Here is a 21023-nt window from a genome sequence, read left to right as displayed (position 1 = left end):
GTCGGAGAACCTGCTCCTAGAATACGCGGAGGGCCTGCCGGCCGAACAGGTTGCCTGGGGGCAGGGCTCGCCCGAGACCCTGGCGACGCTGCTGCCCGCCCACCGACGGTCGGCCGACCTCCTGCGGCGGACGCCCGAGATCGCCCAGTTCCGCGCGGCGACGCTGCTGCGGATGCTCGCCGACCTGTTGCAGGGCGAGGCGCCCCGGGGACTCGGCGTCCCGCCGCTCGGGGCGAGCGCGCCTCGTCATGCTGGCCGGGCACGACACCACCCTGTCGAGCCTGTCGGGCGCCCTCGGCCTCGGCTGGTCGCTCCCGGGTCAGCCGGACCCGACGGCCCCCGACACCACCCTGGCCTTCGAGGTCTGGGGCCATCCCGAGAGCGGGGCGCGGACGGTTCGAGTCAAGATCTACGCCCAGACCCTCGATCAGCTGCGCACCGCCCGGCCGCTCGGCCCCCGCGACCCGCCGGTCGCGCTGCCGCTGGCGATCGGGATCTGCCCGGCGCGGGACGGCGGCTGCGACCTCGCGACATTCGCCGCCAAGGTCCGCGCCGCGCTGCCGCCGATCTGCGTGCGGTAGAGCCGCGTCCCGGTTTCGAAAGGGCGAGCCCTTGCGCGGGTCCAGGGCAGAACCCTGGTGCCGGGTGTCGAGCCTCAGGGGCTCCGCCCCCGAACCCCTGCCCAAGGGCTCGCCCTTGGGAAACCGTGACCGAGTGTCGGAGGCGCCCTCAGAGCGGGCGGGCGCTGCCGAGACGGGCGCCGCGGGGCCGCCGCGCCGGCTTCTTCCGGGTCAGGGAAGCGAGCGCGGGGCCCCCCGCGACGCCGGCGCTGAGGATCGGGGCGCTGCCGGTTCCGGGCGTGGCCGACGCCACGGCGCTGGGCAACGGACCGGGCACCGGGCGGGCTGCGGAAGCCGGTACCGCGCCGGCAAGGAGCAGCACGGCCGGCAGGATCAGCGTGGGAGTCTTGAAGCGCATCCCCGGATTTCCCTGCCGACACGGTCGCGGCATCGACCAGGAACAACGCCGCGGAGGCTTGTGCGTTTCAACCGGCGGTCGACGGAAAGTGCCGAGCCAGCACGGTACGGACCTGCGCCACCAGATCGGCCTCCGGACAGGAGAATTGCGCCGGCCGCGCGGCCTTCCACTCGGCGTTGCTGGCAATGGACTCAGCCGCCCGGGCGCCCTCGATCAGATCCTTGATCTGGACCTCGCCGGCCAAGCGCTCGTTCGAGCCCTGGATGATCGCCACCGGGGCGCGGCGGCGGTCGGCATATTTCATCTGCGCCTTCATGCCGGCTGCGCCGAGATAGAGCTCGGCCCGGATGCCGTCGGCGCGCAGCAGCGCCACGAGGCGCTGGTAGTCGGCCATGTTCTCCCGGTCGAGGACCAGCACCACCACCGGCCCGGGGGTGTCGGTGCCGGCGAGCAGTGGACTGTTCACGAGCTGCAGGGCCGAGAACAGGCGCGAGACGCCGATCGAGAAGCCGGCCGCCGGCACCGGCTCGGCCCGGAACCGTCCGACCAGCCCGTCGTAGCGCCCGCCGCCCGCCACCGAGCCGAAGCGCACGGTTTGCCCGTCCTCGTTGATGACCGGGAAGGTCAGCTCGGCTTCGTAGACCGGGCCGGTATAGTATTCGAGCCCGCGCACCACGCTCGGATCGGCGCGGATCACGTCGTGGCCGTAGCCGGCGGCCGCGCAGAGGCGCATGATCGCATGCAGCTCGGCGATGCCCTCCCGGCCGGTCTCCGAATCGCCGACCGCGTCGTGCCAGCCGGCAAAGAACTTTTCCCAGAACGCCACCTTGTCGGCGCCGTCCGCGGCACTGGCCTGGAACGACACGTAGGCCAGGATCCGCCCGATCGCCGCCGCGTCGAGGCCCGCACCCTTGGTGAAGTCGCCGCTCTCGTCCTTGCGGCCGGCGCCCAGGAGGTCGCGCACCCCATCGACGCCAAGCCGGTCGAGCTTGTCGATCGCCCGCAGCACGGTCAGGCGCTGGCCGGCCCGGTCGTCACCCGCGAGGCCCGCCGCCTCCATCACGCCGTCGAGCACCTTGCGGTTGTTGACCTTGACTACGTACTGGCCGCCAAGCCCGAGCCGGTTCAGCGTGTCGGCCATCAGCATGCAGATCTCGGCATCGGCCGCGACGCTGCCGGCGCCCACGATGTCGGCGTCGAACTGCATGAACTGGCGGAACCGGCCCGGCCCCGGCTTCTCGTTGCGGAAGACGTAGCCGGCCCGGTAGCTGCGATAGGGTTTTGGCAGGGCGTCGAAATTCTCGGCCACGAACCGGGCAAGCGGCGCCGTCAGGTCGTAGCGCAGCGACAGCCACGCCTCGTCGTCGTCCTGGAACGAGAACACGCCCGCGTTCGGCCGGTCGAGGTCGGGCAGGAACTTGCCCAACGCCTCGGTGTACTCGACGAAGGGGGTCTCCAAGGCCTCGAAGCCGTAGAGCTCGAAGCTCCGCCGGATCGTCTCCAGCATCCGGTGCTGCGCGGCGATCTCACCGGCGCGCCGGTCGACGAAGCCGCGCGGCAGGCGTGGCTTGAGGATGTCGGCCTTCTCGGCCTTGGGAGTCTCGGCCTTGGACATGGGGGCGCGTTCGCTTCTCGCGGACCCGAACACGGATCCGGCATCGGATTGAATCGTCCCCGGCGGCCGGGGATCCTGCGGCCGGGCTCTAGAGCATGCGGTGCGAAAGGGGAATTCGGTTTGCGGATGCGACCCTGCGCTCGGCCGGATCCGCCACGCGCCCTCCCTGCCCCCTCCGCGGCGGGAGGGAGAGGCGCGTGTTCTGATACCGCTCGCCTTCTCCAACCGTGATCGAGGAATCCGTTAGTCCGGGTGAGAACATGCTGCATCCGACGGCGCGTTGTGCCGCGTGCCGCTGGACGACGTCAGTACGGCGCCGTCAGCTTCAGCCAGAGCAGGACCGCGAGGCTCACCACGGCGATCGGCATCTGGAGCGGGCGCAGGCGGGCATGCGCCAGGGGCACCGCACCGGAGCGCGCCGCGATCGGATCGAAGATCCCGACGACGGCGTAGCCCAGGATCAGCATCACCAGAGCCGGCACGGCCTTGCCCATCACGGCGGAGAACAGGCTGAACAGCCCGAGTGCGTAGATCACCAGCATCGTGACGATCTGCGACAGCCGCGGGCCGCCCTCGGTCCGGAAGCTGACGCCCCGGTGGACGCCGGCGAGGAACAGCAGGATCGAGGCCGCGTACAGCAGGGTGAACAGGGCCACGAGGTAGTCGAGCGGCTGTCCGTTCAGCCACCAAGCGGCCGCGGCGCCGACTACGATCGGCACCATCGGGCCGAAGCCGAACACGACGTCGAGCCATGGGATCCGGCGCGGCTCGTGGGCGGTGATGGTGCGTCCGGCGGCATCGTCGCGCATGGTGGTCTAATGGGCTTTCGGGTCTGAACCGGATTGCGGGTCTGAAACAGGTTGCGGGTCTGAAACAGGTTAACGGTCTGCTGCGCTGCAGCACCGGGACGGGGAACGATCCCGTGCGGACCCGGTTCCGAATCCGTCCGCGGCGTCGCCTGTCTAACCCCGACGCAACCCGTCCGCGAGGGCCTTTAGCACACCTCTCGCCGTGCCCTCCGTGCAAGGCCCTTGAGTGTGGGGGCGAAACGCGTTATCCGTACCGGGCCCTCATCTCAAGGTCTGCGCCGTAGCGCGCCCGTGAGGGTCCTGCCAGAACGGTTTCGCCACCCTGATCCTCGGGCCCCTCGCCGCAGCGCGGCCCGCCCATCGCCGCCCGTCCCCCGGGTGCGTGGCACAGAACCGGCCCTCCCACCTTCTCCGTCGGTTGCAAGACACCCCATGACGCCACACCCCGACGCCCTCGCCGAGATCGAGACCGAGGAGCCGGCCGATGCGCCGGCCCTCCCCGCCGCCCTCGAAGGTGTCCGCGAGGTCAAGCTCCAGGATCTCAAGGCGAAGACGCCCACCGACCTGACGGCCTTCGCCGAGGAGGTCGAGGTCGAGAACGCCTCGACCATGCGCAAGCAGGAGCTGATGTTCGCGATCCTGAAGCAGCTCGCTGCCAAGGAGATCGAGATCATCGGCTCGGGCACCGTCGAGGTGCTGCAGGACGGCTTCGGCTTCCTGCGCTCCTCGGACTCGAACTACCTGCCCGGCCCCGACGACATCTACATCTCGCCGACCCAGATCCGCCGCTTCGGCCTGCGCACCGGCGACACCGTCGAGGGCCCGATCCGCGGCCCCAAGGACGGCGAGCGCTACTTCGCGCTCCTGAAGGTCAACACGATCAACTTCGAGAACCCGGAGAAGATCAAGCACAAGGTCCACTTCGACAACCTGACGCCGCTCTTCCCGACGAAGCGGTTCAAGCTCGAACTGGACAACCCGACCAAGAAGGACTTCTCGCCGCGGATCATCGACATCGTGGCGCCGATCGGCAAGGGCCAGCGCGCCCTGATCGTGGCGCCGCCGCGCACGGGTAAGACCGTGCTGATGCAGAACATCGCGCAGTCGATCACCCTCAATCACCCCGAGTGCTACCTGATCGTGCTGCTCATCGACGAGCGGCCCGAGGAGGTCACCGACATGCAGCGCTCGGTGAAGGGCGAGGTCATCGCCTCCACCTTCGACGAGCCGGCCACCCGCCACGTGCAGGTCGCCGAGATGGTGATCGAGAAGGCCAAGCGCCTCGTCGAGCACGGCCGCGACGTGGTGATCCTGCTGGATTCCATCACCCGCCTCGGCCGCGCCTACAACACGGTGGTGCCGTCCTCCGGCAAGGTGCTGACCGGCGGTGTCGACGCCAACGCCCTGCAGCGGCCCAAGCGCTTCTTCGGCGCGGCCCGCAACATCGAGGAGGGCGGCTCGCTCTCGATCATCGCCACGGCGCTGATCGACACCGGCTCGCGCATGGACGAGGTGATCTTCGAGGAGTTCAAGGGCACCGGCAATTCCGAGATCATCCTGGACCGCAAGGTCTCCGACAAGCGCATCTTCCCGGCGATCGACATCACCCGCTCGGGCACCCGCAAGGAGGAGCTGCTGGTCCCGCCGGATGCGCTCAAGAAGACCTACGTGCTGCGCCGCATCCTCAACCCGATGGGCGTCACCGACGCAATCGAGTTCCTCATGGACAAGCTGCGCCAGACCAAGAGCAACGGCGACTTCTTCGACTCGATGAACACCTGAGGCGCTTCCGCGACGGGCAGCCCAGCCCTCCATCTCCTCTGAGGTGAAGGGCTGGAGGGCCGGTATCTCTGCCTCTGTCCCGCCGCGACACGAAAATCAGCGGCCGCACGATAGGGCCGTTGACCTTCCCCTAACCGACCCGTGCCACGGTCATCTCGGGCGCCAGGTTGCGTAACGGCCCCGCGACAGCCCCGCCCGCCGGTCCATTCCGACGGCGGGGCTCGTCGCAGCCCCCGACACGATCGCCGTCTTGCGCCCGTCGCCGGATCCGTGACACTGGCGGGATGCTCCGCTCGCCCTGGACCGGCTCGGCCCCGCTCCTCCTCGCCTCCACCAGCCCGACCCGACGCCTCCTGCTGGAGAGCGCCGCACTGCCGGTCGAGACCGCTTCCCCCGATGTCGACGAGCGCGTCCTGGAGGCGCAGAGCGCCGGCCTGTTCCCGCCCGATCTCGCCCTGCACCTCGCCCGCGCCAAGGCCGAATCGGTGGCGGCCCGGCATCCCGGACGCGTCGTCATCGGCGCCGATCAGGTGCTCGACTGCGACGGCATCGTGTTCCACAAGCCGGCCGATGCCGCGGCGGCCCGGGCGCAGCTCGCCCGCCTCGCCGGACGGACCCACGCCCTGCATTCCGCCGTGGCGCTGGCCGGATCCGTCCGCGACACCTTCGTGGAGACCGCCCGGCTGACCCTGCGCCCCCTCGATGATCGGGCGATCGCGGCCTATGTGGACTGCGCCGGCGCGGATCGCGTGCGGGCGAGCGTCGGCGGCTACCAGCTCGAGGGGCCGGGCATCCACCTGTTCGAATCGGTCGCGGGCGATCACAGCACCGTGCTGGGCCTGCCGCTGCTGCCGCTCCTCGCGCGGCTGCGCGCCGCCGGGCTTCTGGCTTTCTGAGGGAGTACCGCCTTGGCGGGACATGACCATTCGCACGGCGGCCACGGAGGGCATTCCCACGATGGCCATTCCCATGGCGGGCATTCGCATGCCGGACATTCCCATGGCGGCCATGGCGGCCATGTGCATGTCCCGAAAAATTTCGGGCCGGCCTTCGCGATCGGCATCGCGCTCAACACCGTCTTCGTGGTGGTGGAGGCGATCTACGGCTATCTCAGCAACTCCATGTCGCTTGTAGCCGATGCCGGCCACAACCTGTCGGACGTGTTGGGTCTCGCCGCCGCCTGGGTCGCCGCGATCCTCGTGCGCCGGCAGGCCACCGCGCGCTTCACCTACGGCTATCGCAGCTCCTCGATCCTGGCGGCCCTGTTCAACGCCGTGTTCCTGCTGATCGCCATGGGGGCGGTGATCTGGGAGGCTCTGGTCCGGCTGGCCCATCCCGAGCCCGTGGCCGGAACCACCGTGATGGTGGTGGCTGCCATCGGGATCCTGGTGAACGGCCTGACCGCGTGGCTGTTCGCCAGCGGCGCCAAGGGCGACATCAACATCCGCGGCGCCTTCCTGCACATGGCGGCCGACGCCGCGGTCTCGGCCGGGGTGGTGATTGCCGGCCTCGTGATTCAGCTCACCGGGCTCGCATGGCTCGATCCCGCGGTCAGCCTCGTCATCGCGGGCCTGGTGGTCTGGGCGACCTGGGGGCTCCTGCGCGACAGCCTGGCGATGTCGCTCGATGCCGTGCCGCAGAAGATCTCGCCGGAGGCCGTGACCGGCTTCCTGCGTGGGCGACCTGGCGTCGCCGACCTGCACGACCTGCACATCTGGCCCATGAGCACCACCAGCGTCGCCCTGACGGTCCATCTCGTGATGGAAGACGGCTACCGCCTGTCCGGCAACGGATTCCTGACCGAGACCGCCGAGGGCCTGCGGGCACGCTTCGGCATCGGCCATGCCACGATGCAGATCGAGGAAGCCGGCGGCCCGGCCTGCCGGCTGGCGCAGGATTGCGCAGCGTGAGCGATCCGCAGTCCCGCGCCCCGGTGCTGCGCGCCTTCGTGGTCGGCCACCCGATCGCCCATTCGCGCTCGCCGCTGATCCACGGCCACTGGCTCGCCGAGCACGGGATTTCCGGCTCCTACGAGCGCCTGGACGTGGCCCCGCAGGCCTTTTCGGCGTTCGTCCGGTCGCTGCCGGATTCGGGCTTCCGGGGGGGCAACGTCACGATCCCCCACAAGGAGGCGGCCTGCGCGCGCGCCGACACCCTGACGCCGCGGGCGCAGAAGATCGGCGCGGTCAACACCCTGGTGGTCGGGCCCGACGGGCGGATCCGCGGCGACAACACCGATGCGCCGGGTTTCTGCGCCCATCTCGACCAAACCTTGGGAGAGGGCTGGCCCGCGCGCGGGAACGGCACCGCCGTGGTGCTGGGCGCCGGCGGCGCGGCCCGGGCGATCGTGGTCGGGCTGGCCGAGCGGGGCATGCGGCGCATCCTGGTCGCCAACCGCACCCCGGCCCGGGCCGAGACCGTGGCGGCCCTCGCCCCCGGCATCGCCGACGCCCTTGCCTGGGACGACCTGCCGGCGGCGCTCGCCGAGACCGGTCTCCTCGTCAACACCACGTCGCTCGGCATGAAGGGCCAGCCGCCCCTCGCCCTCGACCTCGCTCCGCTGCCGCCTGAGGCCGCGGTGGCCGACATCGTCTACGCGCCCCTGGAGACCGACCTCCTCGCGGTGGCGCGCCGCCGGGGGCTGGCCGCCGTGGACGGCCTCGGCATGCTGCTCCACCAGGCGGTGCCGGGCTTCGAGGCTTGGTTCGGCCCCCGCCCCACCGTCACCCCCGCCCTGCGCGACCGGATCGTGGCGGATCTCGCCCCGAATTTGACCCGGTGAGGCCGAAGGCCGGGTCCGGATCCGTCGTGCTCGGGCTCACCGGCTCGATCGGCATGGGCAAGTCGGCCACCGCGGCGCTGTTCGCCAAGCGCGGCGTCCCGGTCCACGACGCGGATGCGGCCGTCCATGCCCTCTACGGCCCCGGCGGTGCGGCGGCAGTGGCGATCGAAACAACCTTTCCGGGCGTGCTCGACGCGGCGGGCGGCGTCGACCGGACGCGTCTGCGCGCGGCGGTGCTCGATGCGCCCGACCGGATGACGGCGCTCGAACAGATCGTCCATCCCCTGGTCCGGGCTGCCAGCACGGCGTTCCTGGCCCGGCACGCGCAAGCCCCGCTCGTCGTCCTCGACATCCCGCTCCTCTACGAGACCGGCGGCGACGGCCGTTGCGACGCGGTCGCGGTGGTGAGCGCCCCGCCGGAGGTCCAGCGCGCCCGGGTGCTGGCCCGCCCCGGCATGGATGAGGCGACCTTCGCGGCGATCCTGGCCAAGCAGATGCCCAATGCCGAGAAGCGCGCCCGGGCCGATTTCGTCATCGACACGAGCCGGGGCTTTCCCGCGGCCGAGGCCGAGGTGGCGCGGATCGTCGCCCGGCTGACGGGGGACCGTGCGCCGGGTTAAGGCATGGCCCCAACAGGTGCGGCGAATCGCGGGGTGGACCAGCGCGCATCAGGAGGTGGGACACCATGTCGGACCGGCTGCAGGGCAAGGTGACACGCGTGACCGGCGCGGGCCGCGGCATCGGTGAGGCCATCGCCCGGGCCTTCGCGGCCGAGGACGCCTTCGCCTTCGTCTTCGTTACCGACCGCGACGCGCCGACCGGGCGCGCTGTCGCCGCCGCGATCGGCGAGGATCAAGCGCAGTTCGCCGCGCTCGACGTGCGCGACGAGACGGCCTGGGACGGCGTGATGGCGGATCTCCTCGCCCGGCACGGTCGCCTCGACGTGTTGGTCAACAATGCTGGCGTCACCGGCTTCGAGGACGGACCGGTCGCGCACGATCCCGAGACCACCACCCTGACCGACTGGCGCGCGGTCCATGCCAAGAATCTCGATGGTGTCTTCCTCGGCTGCTGATCCGCCATCCGGGCGATGCGGCCGGCATGAAAGGGTGCCATCATCAACATCTCGTCGCGCTCTGGCCTCGTGGGCATTCCCATGGCGGCGGCCTACGCATCCTCCAAGGCGGCAATCCGCAACCACACCAAGACGGTGGCCCTGTATTGCGCCGCGCAGGGCCTGAACGTGCGCTGCAATTCGGTTCATCCGGCCGCAGTCCTGACGCCGATGTGGGAGCCGATGCTGGGGGACGGCCCCGACCGCACGGCCCGGATGGCGGCCCTCGTCGCCGACACACAGCTCCGCCGGTTCGGGACCCCGGACGAGGTCGCGGCGGTCTGCATTCTGCCGGCCTCCGACGAGGCCGCCTCCATGACCGGCTCGGAGATCAGCCTCGACGGCGGGTCGCTCGCTGGCACCGCGGCCTGCCCCGGGGGTTGAGCGGATACGTCCCACGCCTTGCGACGTTCGACGTAGCGAGCGCGCTAACTTCGGAAGCACCGGCGCGATAAGAGGCGGCCCGCGATGCGAATGGCGTGGACGATCCGGCCACCACAGGCTTCCGTCCGCCGGTCCGGGTTGAGCCGCGGATGGCGCGCTGGGCGACTGACCTGTTTCACCCTCGTCCTGCTCGGAACCGCACCAGCCGGAGCGCAATACGCCACGTCCTGCCTGCCGCCGAAAAAATTCGCGGCCGGCGCCTGCGTCACCGCCTGCCCGGCCGGCTACGAGGACCAGGGGCGCGTCTGCGTCTACCGCAACACGTCGCGGTGAAGCACGCGGCCTTCTGGACAATAACAGCCGAAGGGATTGCCGGATGACCCTGCATTGACGCTCTCGTCTTTACGGCTTTACGATCCTGTAAAGAGAGGTTGCGATGGCCACGACCCTGAACGTCCGGAATCCGCGTGCGCATGCGCTTGCCCAGGAACTCGCCGCGCGTCGGAAGACCGGCATCACCGAAGCCGTCATCCAGGCTCTGGAGCACGCGCTGGAGCGCGAACGCGCCACGATACCCCTGGCACATCGCCTCGCGGCCATCGCGGATCGCAGCTTGGCCAAGGCCGGGCCCAACCCCCGTCCCGTCACCGAGGCGGATCGCGACACCCTCTGGACGCGTTGATGTTCATCGACACATCCGCGTTCGTTGCGATCTTCTGCAAGGAGCCCGAGGCGGGACTCTTCGCCACCTGCATCGAGCGGGCGGGCCAGCGCCGGACCTCACCCTTGGTCCGCCTGGAAACCTGTATCGTCCTGGCGAGCCGTCTCGACCGAGACCCCGCCGATGTCCAAGAGGATGTCGATGCGTTCCTGTCCGAGGCCGATATCGCCGTCGTGCCGATCGACGACGCCATCGGCCGGATGGCCGTCGCGGCATTCCGACGCTTCGGCAAAGGACGGGGACACCCGGCGCAGCTCAACCTCGCCGACTGCCTGTCCTACGCCTGCGCCCAGGCCTACCGCGACCCGATCCTGTTCAAGGGACGGGATTTCGGACACACGGATCTGACCCGGGCCGTGTAGACCCGGCCTCCGGGATCCCCGTGCGATAACGAACGCGACAGCATCGTCCCGTAGGATAACCCCGAGATTCCCCGGATCGGCGATGCCGAACGCGCGTCGCATGCCTCCCGAGTTTCCCCCTCTCAAGCCCGCGAGTCGCCCTCATGCTGCGCGAGATCGTCCTCGACACCGAGACCACCGGCACGGAAGCGAAGGGTGGCGACCGCCTGATCGAGATCGGGGCGGTCGAGCTGCTCAACCACATCCCCACCGGCCGCACTTTCCACCGCTTCTGCAACCCGCAGCGGGCGGTGTCCGAAGGGGCGTTCAACGTCCACGGCCTGTCGGACGCGTTCCTGGCCGACAAGCCGCTCTTCGCCGAGATCGTCGGCGATCTCCTGGATTTCCTGGCCGACGGGCGGCTCGTGATCCACAACGCGCCCTTCGATGTCGGCTTCCTCAACATGGAATACGCCCGGCTCGGGGACCGCGCCCCGCCGCCGATCCGGCTGGAGGATGTCGTCGATACCCTGCCGATGGCCCGGCGCAAGCACCCGGGGGCGGCCAACAACCTCGACGCCCTGTGCTCTCGCTATGGCATCGACAACACCAAGCGCACCAAGCATGGGGCGCTCCTCGATGCCCAGATCCTGGCCGAGGTCTATGTCGAGCTGCTCGGCGGCAAGCAGACCAGTCTCGGGCTGACGGAGGTGGCGATCGCCGCCCCCACCGCGGGAGCGGCCGCCCGTCAGGCGACCGCCGCGGCGCCGCGCCCATACCGGAGCCGGCTGACGGAGGGCGAACGCGCCCGCCACGACGTCTTTCGGGCGAGCCTCGGTGCCGCCGCGATCTGGTCCGACTATATCGGCACGGACGAGCCGGCCTGACACGCCCGGCAGACCCGCGTCGCCGGGTGTTGCGGTGCAGCACGGCGCGGTTTATTGCAGTGCACAATCCAAGCTCGGCGTACCATCGATCGGATGGTGAGGATGGTCCATGCGGTGGCTTCGTCGCCTAGGTCCCAGCCGCGACAGGAATGCCGAGACAACGAGGCGCGCACGCATGACCGACGATCTCGGCAGCCGCGATGGAGAGTCGATGCGCGGGTCCGGCACCTCGCCCTGGGCCGACATGATCGAGGCGACCCGCCTCACCGGTCTAGGCCGTCTGGACGAAGCCACAGCGCTGATCCAGCGCAGCCTCGGCGGTGCCCCGCAGGCCCGCCGTGACGCGCCCGCCCCTGATGCGCGTCCCGGCACGGATCGGGATTCGTCCGAATCCGCCCCGCGGGTGCGCGAGGTGGTCGGGGAGGTCGTGCGCGGCCTCGCACCCGTGCTGAAGGGTTTGGGCAAGCCCCTGCGGCAGCCGGCGTCGCCCGCCGAGGCCGCGGGACCCCCGGGGGGCCGCTTCGTGGCCCTGAGCCACACGGAGTCCGCCGGCAGCCGCGACTACAAGCTGTTCATCCCCAGCCGTCCGGATACCCGGGCTCCGCTCGTCGTCATGCTGCACGGCTGCATGCAGAACCCGGACGATTTCGCCACCGGCACCGGCATGAACACCCTGGCGGAGCGCGCGGGCGTGTTCGTGGCCTACCCGGCGCAGAGCCGGCAGGCCCATGCCCAACGCTGCTGGAACTGGTACGACCCCCGCGATCAGGCCCGCGGCTCGGGCGAGCCGGCGATCATCGCGGGGCTCACCCGCGCGATCATGGCCGAGCACCCGATCGACCCGGGCCGGGTCTATATCGCGGGTCTCTCGGCGGGGGGCGCGGCCGCTCTCAACATTGCCCGGGCCTATCCGGACCTCTACGCTGCCGTGGGGGTGCATTCGGGCCTCGCGGCCGGCTGCGCCCGCGACCTCGGCTCGGCCCTGATGGCCATGCAGGTCGGGGCGCCGGGACTCGGCACGGCGACGCCGTTCGGTGCGCCCGCCACGGCGACCCGCGTGCCCACGATCGTCTTCCACGGCGAGGATGACGGAACGGTGAGCGTCCGCAATGCCGATCAGGTCCTGGCGCAGGCCGACGTGGCGGGGCTGACCGCCCGGTCCGAAACCATGGAAGGCCGCGGCCATCCCTTCACCCGCACCCGCTACCGGGATTCGTCCGGCCGGGTGGTGGTGGAGGATTGGCGGGTGCGCGGCGCCGGCCACGCGTGGTCGGGCGGCCGCCCGGAGGGCAGCTACACGGACCGCGAGGGCCCCGACGCCTCCCGGGCGATGCTCGACTTCTTCGCCGAACACCGCCTCGGCCCGAAACGCCGGTAACGGGTTTCCAAAGGGCTGAGCCCTTTGGCGGGGTATCGGGGCGGAGCCCTGATGTGTAGCCCGGTCGCCGAACGCAGGGCGCTGCCCTGCACCCGCAAAAGGTCCCGGACCTTTTGAAACCAGGACTTGCGATGACCACCATCCCGACCCTGAACGGCCTCGGCGACGTCGCCGACCGGTACGACCTGATCCTCTGCGACGTCTGGGGCGTGCTGCACGACGGCCAGACGGCGCACGCGCCCGCGGGCGAGGCGCTGATCCGCTTCCGTGGCTTGGCCGGAGACCGGCCGCGCCGCGTCGTGCTGGTCTCGAACGCCCCGCGGCCGGGGGACGGCGTGGGGCGGATCCTCGACCGGTTCGGGGTGCCGCGCGAGGCCTACGACGCGATCCTCACCTCGGGTGACCTCACCCGCGGCCTGATCGCGGCGCGGCCCGGCGCCCGGATCCGCCATATCGGGCCGGAGCGCGACCTCGGCATCTTCCAGGGCCTCGACCTCACCCTGGTGCCGGAGGCGGAGGCCGACCTCGTGGTCTGCACCGGCCTGTTCGACGACCGCAGTGAGACCGCCGAGGATTACCGGCCGGAGCTGACGCGGCTGGCCAGCCGTGGGCTGACGATGATCTGCGCCAATCCCGACCTCGTCGTGGAGAGCGGCAACCGGCTGATCCCCTGCGCGGGCCTGCTGGCGGCGGCCTATGCGGAGATCGGCGGCCCGGTGGTCTACGCCGGCAAGCCGCACCGGCCGGTCTACGAGGCGGCGCTCGTGAAGGGCGGCGACCTGACCGGCGCCCCGGTCGATCCGGCCCGGGTTCTGGCGATCGGCGACGCGATCCGGACCGATATCGCGGGGGCCCGCGGCTTCGGCATCGCGAGCCTGCTGGTCGCCCGGGGCATCCACGCGGAGGAACTCGGCGTCACAGCCGAGCACCACCGGCTGGGCGATATCGCGGAGTGGCTCGGCCGGCAGGCGGTGCATCCGGACGCGGTGATCGAGCGGCTGCGCTGGTAGCCGGCGCTGGACGTCGCCACCGGCATGCCGGATGCTAACCAAGTCATGATAGCCGACCCCGTCCCCGCCGCCGCCCATGCCCGGACGATCCTCGCCGCCCACGAGCATCGCCGCCCGATCGCACCGCTGACCAGCTGGGATCCGGCCCTCGACCTGCCGGCCGCCTACCGGGTCGCCGAGGCGGTGCGCGGCCTGCGCGCCGCCCGGGGCGAGCGGGTGGTCGGCCGCAAGATCGGCTTCACCAACACGACCCTCTGGGACCGGTACGGCGTTCGCGCGCCGATCTGGGGTTACGTCTACGACACGACCCTGCGCGCGCGTGCCGTATCGGCCGGCCCCGTGGCGCTCTCCGCCTTCGTCGAGCCGCGCATCGAGCCCGAGATCGTGTTCGGGCTCGCCCGCACCCCGGAACCCGGCATGGACGCTGCGGCCCTGATCGGATGCGTCGCCTGGGCGGCCGCCGGATTCGAGATCGTGCAATCCCTCTATCCCGGCTGGCGCTTCACCGCCCCCGACACGGTCGCGGCCTTCGGGCTGCACGGATTGCTGGTGGTCGGCGAGCGTGTGCCGATTGCCGCGGATGAGCGGTCGGCCTGGATCGGCCGGCTCGAACGGTTCTCGGTCGATCTGCTACGGGACGGCATGCGCGCGGACCGCGGCGGCGGACGGAACGTGATGGGCGCAGGGCCCCTCGCCGCCCTCGGCCATCTTGTCGATGTGCTGGCTAACGATCCGGCAGCGCCGCCTCTCGCAGCGCACGAGATCATCACCACCGGCACCCTCACCGATGCATTGCCGCTCGCGCCCGGCGAGTTCTGGCGCGCCCGGTTCGACGGATTGCCGTTGCCCGATATCGATCTCGCCTTGATCTGAGGCGGAGGTCAGGGATTATCGTCGCCACTCGCGACGCATCCCGCGCCGGCTCCGACGTTCAGCGCTTGCAGGCCTTGGCGATGCTTAGCCGACATGCCACATCCCGCAGCATGCCCGGTCGCGTTCGGAGACGCTACAACACCTTCCTCGTCGCCGTGACGCCAGAGCGCCCCCGCAAGGCGGCGCGCCCGTTGGTCTACGCGGTGATGAAACCCGATGCCGAGGCGGCGCTCGAGGCGGTGCGCGGCCTGGCCGGCCCGCAGGCCGCTGTGTCCCTGGTGGGCGGCCTGTCAACCCGGATCGCCAAGGCGCTCAAGCTGAAGCCCGACGAGCCCCGCGCGGTGTGACGCCCCCGCGGCGCTAATCCTTTGTTGTCTGAACCCGATGGGGTCGTGCGTCAGCGACGTTCTTGCGACCCATGCCGGGCATACGGAAGGTCGCCAACGCGTCCCGATTGCAGTCATTGACGAACCGTCATTTCAGATCGTTTTGCGTTGCAGTCCGACTTTAGTCTTCCGTTCGGGCGCAGTCGCCACAGTGCCATTCCGTGGAAATCGACTGTCTGATAGTACACATAAAATCAGATATAACTGTAGGTGGGTGAAACGAAGATATTCGAAAGATGCCTTTAATGATTCCATTCTACGATCAACAGTCGAACAAAAAGACCGCGCGCGATCGTATCTGGGCATGATCATAGAATGCTAAATCTGGTGCGGATCCATCACGCCAAAGATCCCACATGCATTAGCCAGCTGACGGAGCTGCGGAAGCACATCCCAACCCTTTATGTCCTGCTGTCTGTTAATAGTTGTGCGCTCGCTGTAACGCATTATCCATTGGCACCAGTCCTTCTGACTCTCGGATTTCCCGGTGTTTTGGTCACCGTTTGCGTGCTGCGCGCGGTCCGGTGGTGGCGCATGCGCGTCGATGAGATGAGCCAGGACCAGGCTGCTATCCAACTTCGTCGAACGACGGCTCTGACGGCGGTCTTTTCAGTCGCGTTCGTCAGTTGGGCGATGATCTTGAACGGCTACGGCGGCCCCTATGAGCAGGGCCATGTGGCGATCTTCGTGGCGATCACGGTGATCGCCTGCATCTTCTGTCTCACCCACCTGCCGGTCGCGGCCTTTCTCGTGACCGGCATCGTGATGGGTGTCTTTCTGTTCTGCTGCATCACCAGTCAGAACCACGTGTTCCTGGCGATCGCCGTCAACACCGCTTTCGTGACCGTGGTGATGATGCGTGTCCTCGCCAACAATTTCCGGGCCTTCGTCCAGTTGGTCGCGTCGCAGGCCGAGGCTGACCGGCTCTCGGACGAGAATGCGCGCCTCGCCCATACGGACAGTCTCACCGAGCTGCCCAACCGACGCTATTTCTTCCAGAAACTCGGCGAGCTCATCCAGGCCTCGGCGGGGAACGACGCACGTTTCGCCCTGGCGATCTTCGACCTCGACCGTTTCAAGCCGGTCAACGACACCTACGGACACGTGGTCGGCGATCGGGTTCTGGCTGTGATCGGCCCGCGACTGGCGGCCTTCGCCAACGAGAACGTCACCGTCTCGCGCCTGGGCGGGGACGAGTTCGGCATCCTCGTCCGGAACCCTGGACCGCCCGAGGAGATCATCGCGTTCTGCGATGCCATCTGCGCCGCGCTGGCGAAGCCGATCCGCTTCGGCAACATCCAGGTCGTCACGGGTTGCTCGGGTGGTCTGGCCAAGTATCCCCGGGCCGGGCGCGACGCGGATGCACTGTTCGACCGCGCCGATTACGCGCTCTACCATTCGAAGGAGCATCGTCGCGGCAAGACGATCCTGTTCTCACAGGAGCACGAGGACGCCATCCGGGCGGAGCAGATCGTGGAGACCGCCCTGCGCACGGCGGACCTCTCCGCCGAGATGACGCTGCACTACCAACCGATCCTCGATACGGACACGGGCAAGATTGCCCTCGTGGAGGGGCTCGCGCGCTGGACCAGCCCGCAGCTCGGACGCGTGTCCCCGGACCGGTTCATCGCCGCGGCGGAGCGGTGCGGCCTCATCCACGACATTACGCTCCTGCTCCTGCGCAAGGCGCTCGCCGACGGCACCCGGCTGCCGCCGGGGATCGGCCTGTCCTTCAATCTGTCGGCCCAAGACCTGACCTCACCCGACACCGTGTTGGCAATCCTGGCCGCCGTGCGCGCGAGCGGCTTCGATCCGCATCGGTTGACGCTGGAGCTGACGGAAACGGCGCTGATGCGCGACTTCGATCAGGCCAAGGCGGCCATTCGCATGCTGCGAGCCCTGGGCATCGCGGTCGCCCTGGACGATTTCGGCACTGAATATTCCAGCCTGGGCTACGTCCACAGCCTGCCGCTGGACAAGGTCAAGATCGACCGCAGCTTCATGGCCGGCATCGACACGGATCTGGGCTGTAGCCTCGTCTCCACCATCCTGGATCTCTGCCGGAACCTCGGCCTCGAAGGAATAGCCGAGGGCATCGAGACCGCCGAGCAGCTGGACGCCGCCCGTCGGCAGGGCTGCCGCTACATGCAGGGCTATTTCATCGCCAAGCCGATGCCGTTCGAGGATCTTCTTCGTAAGCTTACGCCGGTTGAAGCGGCAGATCGGCTCCAAGCATAGAAGACCCGACGGACCGAGATCGGACAGGCTGATGGGCGTGTTACGGGATGCACCTCGATCGCGTCCGATCAGGTTCGTGATCGATCCCCGCAGCGATTGTCCGCTGCGATGGGTCGGCCGACCGGACGCGGCCCGGCCTCAATCCACCGCGAGCCGGTAGCCGACCCCCCGCACCGTCTGCAGGAAGACCGGGTTGGCGGGATCGACCTCGGTCTTGCGGCGCAGGCGGTTGATCTGCACGTCGACCGTGCGCTCCGCCGCGGCGCCGCCACTCCCGGCGAGTTGCTCGCGCTCCACGTTGGCGCCGCTGGCCGCTGCCAGGATGGTCAGGATCTCCCGCTCACGCTCGGTGATGCGGATCATCTCGTCGTCCCGGCGCAGCTCGCCGCGGTCGATCCGGAATGCGAAGGGCCCGAAGGTCACCGTCTCGGCCGCCGCCGCGCGGGGACGCGGGCTGCGCTTGATGATGTTGCTGAGGCGCAGCGTCAGCTCGCGCGGCTCGAAGGGTTTGGGCAGGTAATCGTCCGCGCCGATTTCCAGGCCCATCACCCGGTCGTTCGGGTTGGAGCGGGCCGTCAGCATCAGGATCGGCACCCGGGATGTCTCGCGCACGCTGCGGGCGTATTCGAAGCCGTTCTCGCCCGGCATCATCACGTCGAGCACCATGGCGTCGAACACCACGCTCTGCGCCCGCGCCCGGGCCTCGGCGGCACTCGCCGCCGCGGTGACCCGGAACCCCTGGTCGGTCAGGTAGCGGGTGAGCAACTCGCGCAGGCGGCGGTCGTCATCGACCACGAGGACGTGCGGGGCCTCGTCGGGCAGGTCGGCCCGGACGGGATGGCTCATGCGCCGCCCCCGGAGGTTCCGCGCCGCGCCATCAGGCGTTGGACCGCCGGCCGGTCCTCGGGCTCGATCATCGCCATCAGAAAGTCCTCCGGCGAGCCCCGGGCATCCGGCGCGGCCAGCGCCCGGGCGAGGCGGCGCGCCTGGACGCGGGTCAGGTCGGCCGCGAGTTCTGCCCCCGAGGCCGTGCAGTACAGGAGGCGCTGGCGCCGGTCGCTCGCGCCCGGCTTCTGCACGACGTAGCCCTGGCCGATCAGGTCCTTCAGCACCCGGTTGAGGCTCTGCTTGGTGATCCGCAGGATGTCGAGAAGTTCGGCGATGGTCAGGCCGGGATAGCGGTCGGCGAAGTGCAGCACCCGGTGGTGCGCCCGGCCGAAGCCGTAGGCCGACAGGATCCGGTCGGGATCCCCCACGAAGTCGCGATAGGCGAAGAACAGCAGTTCGATCAGGTCGTCGCTGCCCAGGGCGGCCGGCGCGGCGCCCGGGACGGGTTTCGCCGCGAAGGTCTCCACAGACGATTCCATGAAGACGTCTTGGCGCGGGGCTGTCCGTGTCACGGCGCGGCCGCTCCCAACGGGTGATAGGTCAGTCCCCATGACGTTTCTCAAGGCGGCCCGAGCCCGTCAACCCTGGACGCCGGCGCTGCCTTGCCCGTTCCCTCATGGTAACCTGCCGGGCCGCTGCAACGAATGCCGTCGCGGCGGCAGCGGAGACCGATATGCGACGCTTGGGATGGGTACTGGGTCTGCTTCTGACGGCGGGGTCCGCCGTCGCTGAAGGTTCACCGTCCCATATGCATGGTCACGCGCAACCCGCGGCCCGAACCGGTGCCGAGGCCGACACGCCGGCGACCCGGGGCTTCAAGGCAGCGCACGGCCAGATGATGCACGACATGGCGGTCCCCTATACCGGAGATCCGGATGTCGATTTCCGGCTTCAGATGATCCCGCATCACCGGGGCGCGATCGCGATGGGACAGGTCGCCCTGGCGCACGCCAAGGACCCCTGGACCCGGCAGCTTGCCGAGGCGGTGATCGTCGAGCAGCAGCGGGAGATCGCCGAGATGGAGGCTTGGCTCGGGCAACGCGGCGTGGCGGTGCCGCCGGGCGGCGGCCCGCAGCACGTCCAGACGGCCGAGTCTTACCGGAGCCGGGATCCGGAGGCGGGGACGCGTTCGGAAATGCGCGGACAATCCTGGGCCCCCGGGGCGGGTATCCGGTAGCGCAGCGCGGCGATTGCGGTGTTGCCCGCACTCCGTCGGCTCCGCTACGCAGGGCTGTCGGGGCAACAGGATCGGTCGGACACATGGCGCACGAAGCTGGAGCGGCACCAAGCCGCCTGTGGATCCGCAATCCGCTCGCCATCCTGGCCGCAGGGGCTGAGGGCGGGATCGTCGTCGCGGGCAGCCGGATCGTCGAGCTCGTGGCGGCCGGTGCCCGGCCGGCGGCCCCGGTGGACGAGACCTTCGAGGCGTCGCGCCACGTGGTGATCCCCGGGCTGATCAATACCCACCACCACGCCTTCCAGACACTGACCCGTGCGCATCCGATCGCGATCAACAAGCCGCTCTTCCCCTGGCTGAAGGCGCTTTACACGATCTGGGGGCGGATCACCCCGGAGGCGTTCCGGCTGGCCACCCGCGTCGCCTATACCGAGCTGCTGCTCTCGGGCTGCACCACGGCGGGCGACCACCACTACCTGTTTCCGAAGGGTCTGGAGGATTCGGTCGATGTCCAGGTCGACGAGGCCCGCAATCTCGGGATCCGCGCCTTCATCACCCGCGGCTCGATGAGCCTGTCCGACCGCGAAGGCGGCCTGCCGCCTCAGGCGCTGACGCAGGACGACGACACGATCCTCTCCGACAGCGAGCGGGTGCTGAACCTGTTCCACGATCCCGCCCCCGGCGCGATGGTGCAGATCGGTCTCGCCCCCTGCTCGCCCTTCGCGGTGACCCAGCGCCTGATGCGCGAGAGCGCGGATCTGGCCGCCCGCCACGGCTGCCGCCTGCACACCCATCTCGGCGAGACGCTCGACGAGGATGCCTACTGCCAATCGATGTTCCAGTGCCGCCCTGTTGAGTATCTGGAGGAGGTCGGCTGGCTGAACGACCGGGTCTGGCTGGCCCACGGCATCCATTTCAACGATGCGGAGGTGGCCCGGCTGGGCAAGGCGGGGGTCGGCGTATGCCACTGCCCGACCTCCAACATGACGCTCGCGTCCGGCCACTGCCGCACCTGCGAGTTGGAGGCGGCGGGCTCCCCCGTCGGTCTCGGAGTCGACGGCTCGGCTTCGAACGACAGCTCGAACCTGATGGAGGGTGTGCGCCACGCGGTGATGCTGAGCCGGCTCACTTATGGCGCGGAGGCGGTGACGCATCTCGACGCGCTCCGCTGGGCCACGGAGGGCTCGGCCGCGTGCCTCGGCCGCTCCGATATCGGCCGGATCGAGCCGGGGCGGGAGGCGGATCTCGCGCTGTTCACCCTGGACGAGCTGCGGTTCTCGGGTGCCCACGACCCGCTGGCGGCGCTGGTGCTGTGCGGCGCGACCCGGGCCGACCGGGTGATGGTGGCGGGGCGCTGGCGGGTGATCGACGGGCAGCCCGTGGGAGTCGATGTGGGTCGCCTGCGCGAGGACCATTCGCGGCTGGCGGTGGCGTTGTTCGGGGGCGCCTAAAGTCTTGGTTTCAAAAGGTCTGCGACCAGCCCTTTTAAGGTGTTTGGGCTAGGCGCAGGTATCCCACTTATGGCCCTTCTCAATCATCGATAGAGCAAGCGTATTTCCCCTCCCCCTTGCGGGGAGGGGTCAGGGGTGGGGGTGGTGCAGAAGGCACCGCAGCGCTCGATCCTGAGCCACCCCCACCTCCAACTCCTCCCCGCAAGGGG

Annotated in this window: 23 protein-coding genes and 1 pseudogene; 18 read left to right on the top strand and 6 right to left on the bottom strand. The window is 69.6% G+C overall.

Annotation, left to right across the window (positions count from 1 at the left end):
- Positions 1-16: 16 nt before the first annotated feature.
- Positions 17-250 (bottom strand): hypothetical protein, encoded by a 234-nt coding sequence (locus MKK63_RS00490; protein WP_243997676.1) that lies wholly within the window; start codon positions 248-250, stop codon positions 17-19.
- On the opposite strand from MKK63_RS00490, the gene MKK63_RS00485 reads away from it, so the two are divergent.
- The gene (locus MKK63_RS00485) at positions 249-581 is read left to right on the top strand and encodes a hypothetical protein (protein WP_243997674.1); all 333 of its coding nucleotides are present in this window, start codon (positions 249-251) and stop codon (positions 579-581) included. The genes MKK63_RS00490 and MKK63_RS00485 overlap by 2 nt on opposite strands.
- A 148-nt stretch (positions 582-729) precedes the next feature.
- Here MKK63_RS00485 and MKK63_RS00480 read toward each other — a convergent pair whose 3' ends face one another.
- From MKK63_RS00480 to MKK63_RS00470, 3 genes are all read right to left on the bottom strand, one after another.
- Positions 730-978, bottom strand: coding sequence for a hypothetical protein (locus tag MKK63_RS00480; RefSeq protein WP_243997672.1), 249 nt, complete (start codon positions 976-978; stop codon positions 730-732).
- A 67-nt stretch (positions 979-1045) separates the two neighbouring features.
- The gene (gene hisS / locus MKK63_RS00475) at positions 1046-2593 is read right to left on the bottom strand and encodes a histidine--tRNA ligase (protein WP_243997670.1); all 1548 of its coding nucleotides are present in this window, start codon (positions 2591-2593) and stop codon (positions 1046-1048) included.
- Between the two features lie 305 nt (positions 2594-2898).
- Positions 2899-3402, bottom strand: coding sequence for a DUF3429 domain-containing protein (locus tag MKK63_RS00470; protein ID WP_243997668.1), 504 nt, complete (start codon positions 3400-3402; stop codon positions 2899-2901).
- A gap of 432 nt (positions 3403-3834) precedes the next feature.
- Here MKK63_RS00470 and rho point away from each other — a divergent pair, with 432 nt between their 5' ends.
- The 15 genes and pseudogenes from rho to MKK63_RS00395 all read left to right on the top strand — a co-directional run bounded on the left by rho (position 3835) and on the right by MKK63_RS00395 (position 17298).
- On the top strand, positions 3835-5184 hold the full coding sequence (gene rho / locus MKK63_RS00465; RefSeq protein ID WP_243923013.1) for a transcription termination factor Rho: 1350 nt from the start codon (positions 3835-3837) through the stop codon (positions 5182-5184).
- A gap of 284 nt (positions 5185-5468) precedes the next feature.
- Positions 5469-6080: a Maf family protein gene (locus MKK63_RS00460; RefSeq protein WP_243997666.1), complete on the top strand. Its 612-nt coding sequence runs from the start codon at positions 5469-5471 to the stop codon at positions 6078-6080.
- 12 nt (positions 6081-6092) lie between these two features.
- Positions 6093-7094 (top strand): cation diffusion facilitator family transporter, encoded by a 1002-nt coding sequence (locus MKK63_RS00455; RefSeq protein ID WP_243997664.1) that lies wholly within the window; start codon positions 6093-6095, stop codon positions 7092-7094.
- A complete protein-coding gene (locus MKK63_RS00450; protein WP_243997663.1) occupies positions 7091-7966 on the top strand; it encodes a shikimate dehydrogenase in 876 nt (291 codons plus the stop codon). The genes MKK63_RS00455 and MKK63_RS00450 overlap by 4 nt, the downstream gene beginning before the upstream one ends.
- On the top strand, positions 7963-8586 hold the full coding sequence (gene coaE / locus MKK63_RS00445; RefSeq protein ID WP_313901726.1) for a dephospho-CoA kinase: 624 nt from the start codon (positions 7963-7965) through the stop codon (positions 8584-8586). Before MKK63_RS00450 ends, coaE begins: the two co-directional genes overlap by 4 nt.
- 65 nt (positions 8587-8651) lie before the next feature.
- Positions 8652-9464: pseudogene (locus MKK63_RS00440) on the top strand (SDR family oxidoreductase).
- Between the two features lie 138 nt (positions 9465-9602).
- On the top strand, positions 9603-9797 hold the full coding sequence (locus tag MKK63_RS00435) for a hypothetical protein (protein WP_243997707.1): 195 nt from the start codon (positions 9603-9605) through the stop codon (positions 9795-9797).
- Between the two features lie 103 nt (positions 9798-9900).
- Positions 9901-10146, top strand: a complete 246-nt coding sequence (locus MKK63_RS00430; RefSeq protein ID WP_243997661.1) for a type II toxin-antitoxin system VapB family antitoxin — start codon at positions 9901-9903, stop codon at positions 10144-10146.
- Entirely contained in the window at positions 10146-10547 is a 402-nt protein-coding gene (locus MKK63_RS00425; protein ID WP_243997659.1) for a type II toxin-antitoxin system VapC family toxin, read from the top strand. Before MKK63_RS00430 ends, MKK63_RS00425 begins: the two co-directional genes overlap by 1 nt.
- Positions 10548-10690: 143 nt before the next feature.
- Positions 10691-11413, top strand: a complete 723-nt coding sequence (gene dnaQ / locus MKK63_RS00420) for a DNA polymerase III subunit epsilon (RefSeq protein WP_243997657.1) — start codon at positions 10691-10693, stop codon at positions 11411-11413.
- A 175-nt stretch (positions 11414-11588) separates the two neighbouring features.
- The gene (locus MKK63_RS00415) at positions 11589-12791 is read left to right on the top strand and encodes a PHB depolymerase family esterase (RefSeq protein ID WP_243997655.1); all 1203 of its coding nucleotides are present in this window, start codon (positions 11589-11591) and stop codon (positions 12789-12791) included.
- A gap of 131 nt (positions 12792-12922) precedes the next feature.
- Complete coding sequence (locus MKK63_RS00410; RefSeq protein WP_243997653.1) at positions 12923-13801, top strand: TIGR01459 family HAD-type hydrolase; 879 nt, start codon at positions 12923-12925, stop codon at positions 13799-13801.
- Between the two features lie 45 nt (positions 13802-13846).
- Entirely contained in the window at positions 13847-14674 is an 828-nt protein-coding gene (locus MKK63_RS00405; RefSeq protein WP_243997651.1) for a 2-keto-4-pentenoate hydratase, read from the top strand.
- Positions 14675-14784: 110 nt separating this feature from the next.
- Positions 14785-15021 (top strand): hypothetical protein, encoded by a 237-nt coding sequence (locus MKK63_RS00400; RefSeq protein ID WP_243997649.1) that lies wholly within the window; start codon positions 14785-14787, stop codon positions 15019-15021.
- Between the two features lie 354 nt (positions 15022-15375).
- Entirely contained in the window at positions 15376-17298 is a 1923-nt protein-coding gene (locus MKK63_RS00395) for a putative bifunctional diguanylate cyclase/phosphodiesterase (protein WP_243997647.1), read from the top strand.
- Positions 17299-17436: 138 nt separating this feature from the next.
- Here the strand turns inward: MKK63_RS00395 and MKK63_RS00390 are convergent, their stop codons facing one another.
- Together MKK63_RS00390 and MKK63_RS00385 are read right to left on the bottom strand one after the other, a co-directional pair.
- Complete coding sequence (locus MKK63_RS00390; protein ID WP_243997645.1) at positions 17437-18144, bottom strand: response regulator; 708 nt, start codon at positions 18142-18144, stop codon at positions 17437-17439.
- Positions 18141-18665, bottom strand: coding sequence for a MarR family winged helix-turn-helix transcriptional regulator (locus tag MKK63_RS00385; protein ID WP_243997643.1), 525 nt, complete (start codon positions 18663-18665; stop codon positions 18141-18143). Before MKK63_RS00385 ends, MKK63_RS00390 begins: the two co-directional genes overlap by 4 nt.
- Before the next feature lie 269 nt (positions 18666-18934).
- Between MKK63_RS00385 and MKK63_RS31865 the strand changes: the two genes are divergently transcribed.
- Both MKK63_RS31865 and MKK63_RS00370 read left to right on the top strand, forming a co-directional pair.
- Positions 18935-19363, top strand: coding sequence for a DUF305 domain-containing protein (locus tag MKK63_RS31865; protein ID WP_313901725.1), 429 nt, complete (start codon positions 18935-18937; stop codon positions 19361-19363).
- An 83-nt stretch (positions 19364-19446) separates the two neighbouring features.
- Positions 19447-20814 (top strand): 8-oxoguanine deaminase, encoded by a 1368-nt coding sequence (locus MKK63_RS00370; RefSeq protein WP_243997641.1) that lies wholly within the window; start codon positions 19447-19449, stop codon positions 20812-20814.
- Positions 20815-21023 lie beyond the last annotated feature (209 nt).

The sequence above is a fragment of the Methylobacterium sp. J-088 genome (assembly GCF_022829295.1).
Classification (GTDB): domain Bacteria; phylum Pseudomonadota; class Alphaproteobacteria; order Rhizobiales; family Beijerinckiaceae; genus Methylobacterium.
The sequence above is the reverse complement of the archived record's forward strand: the minus strand, read 5'-3'. Positions and strand labels throughout refer to the sequence as shown.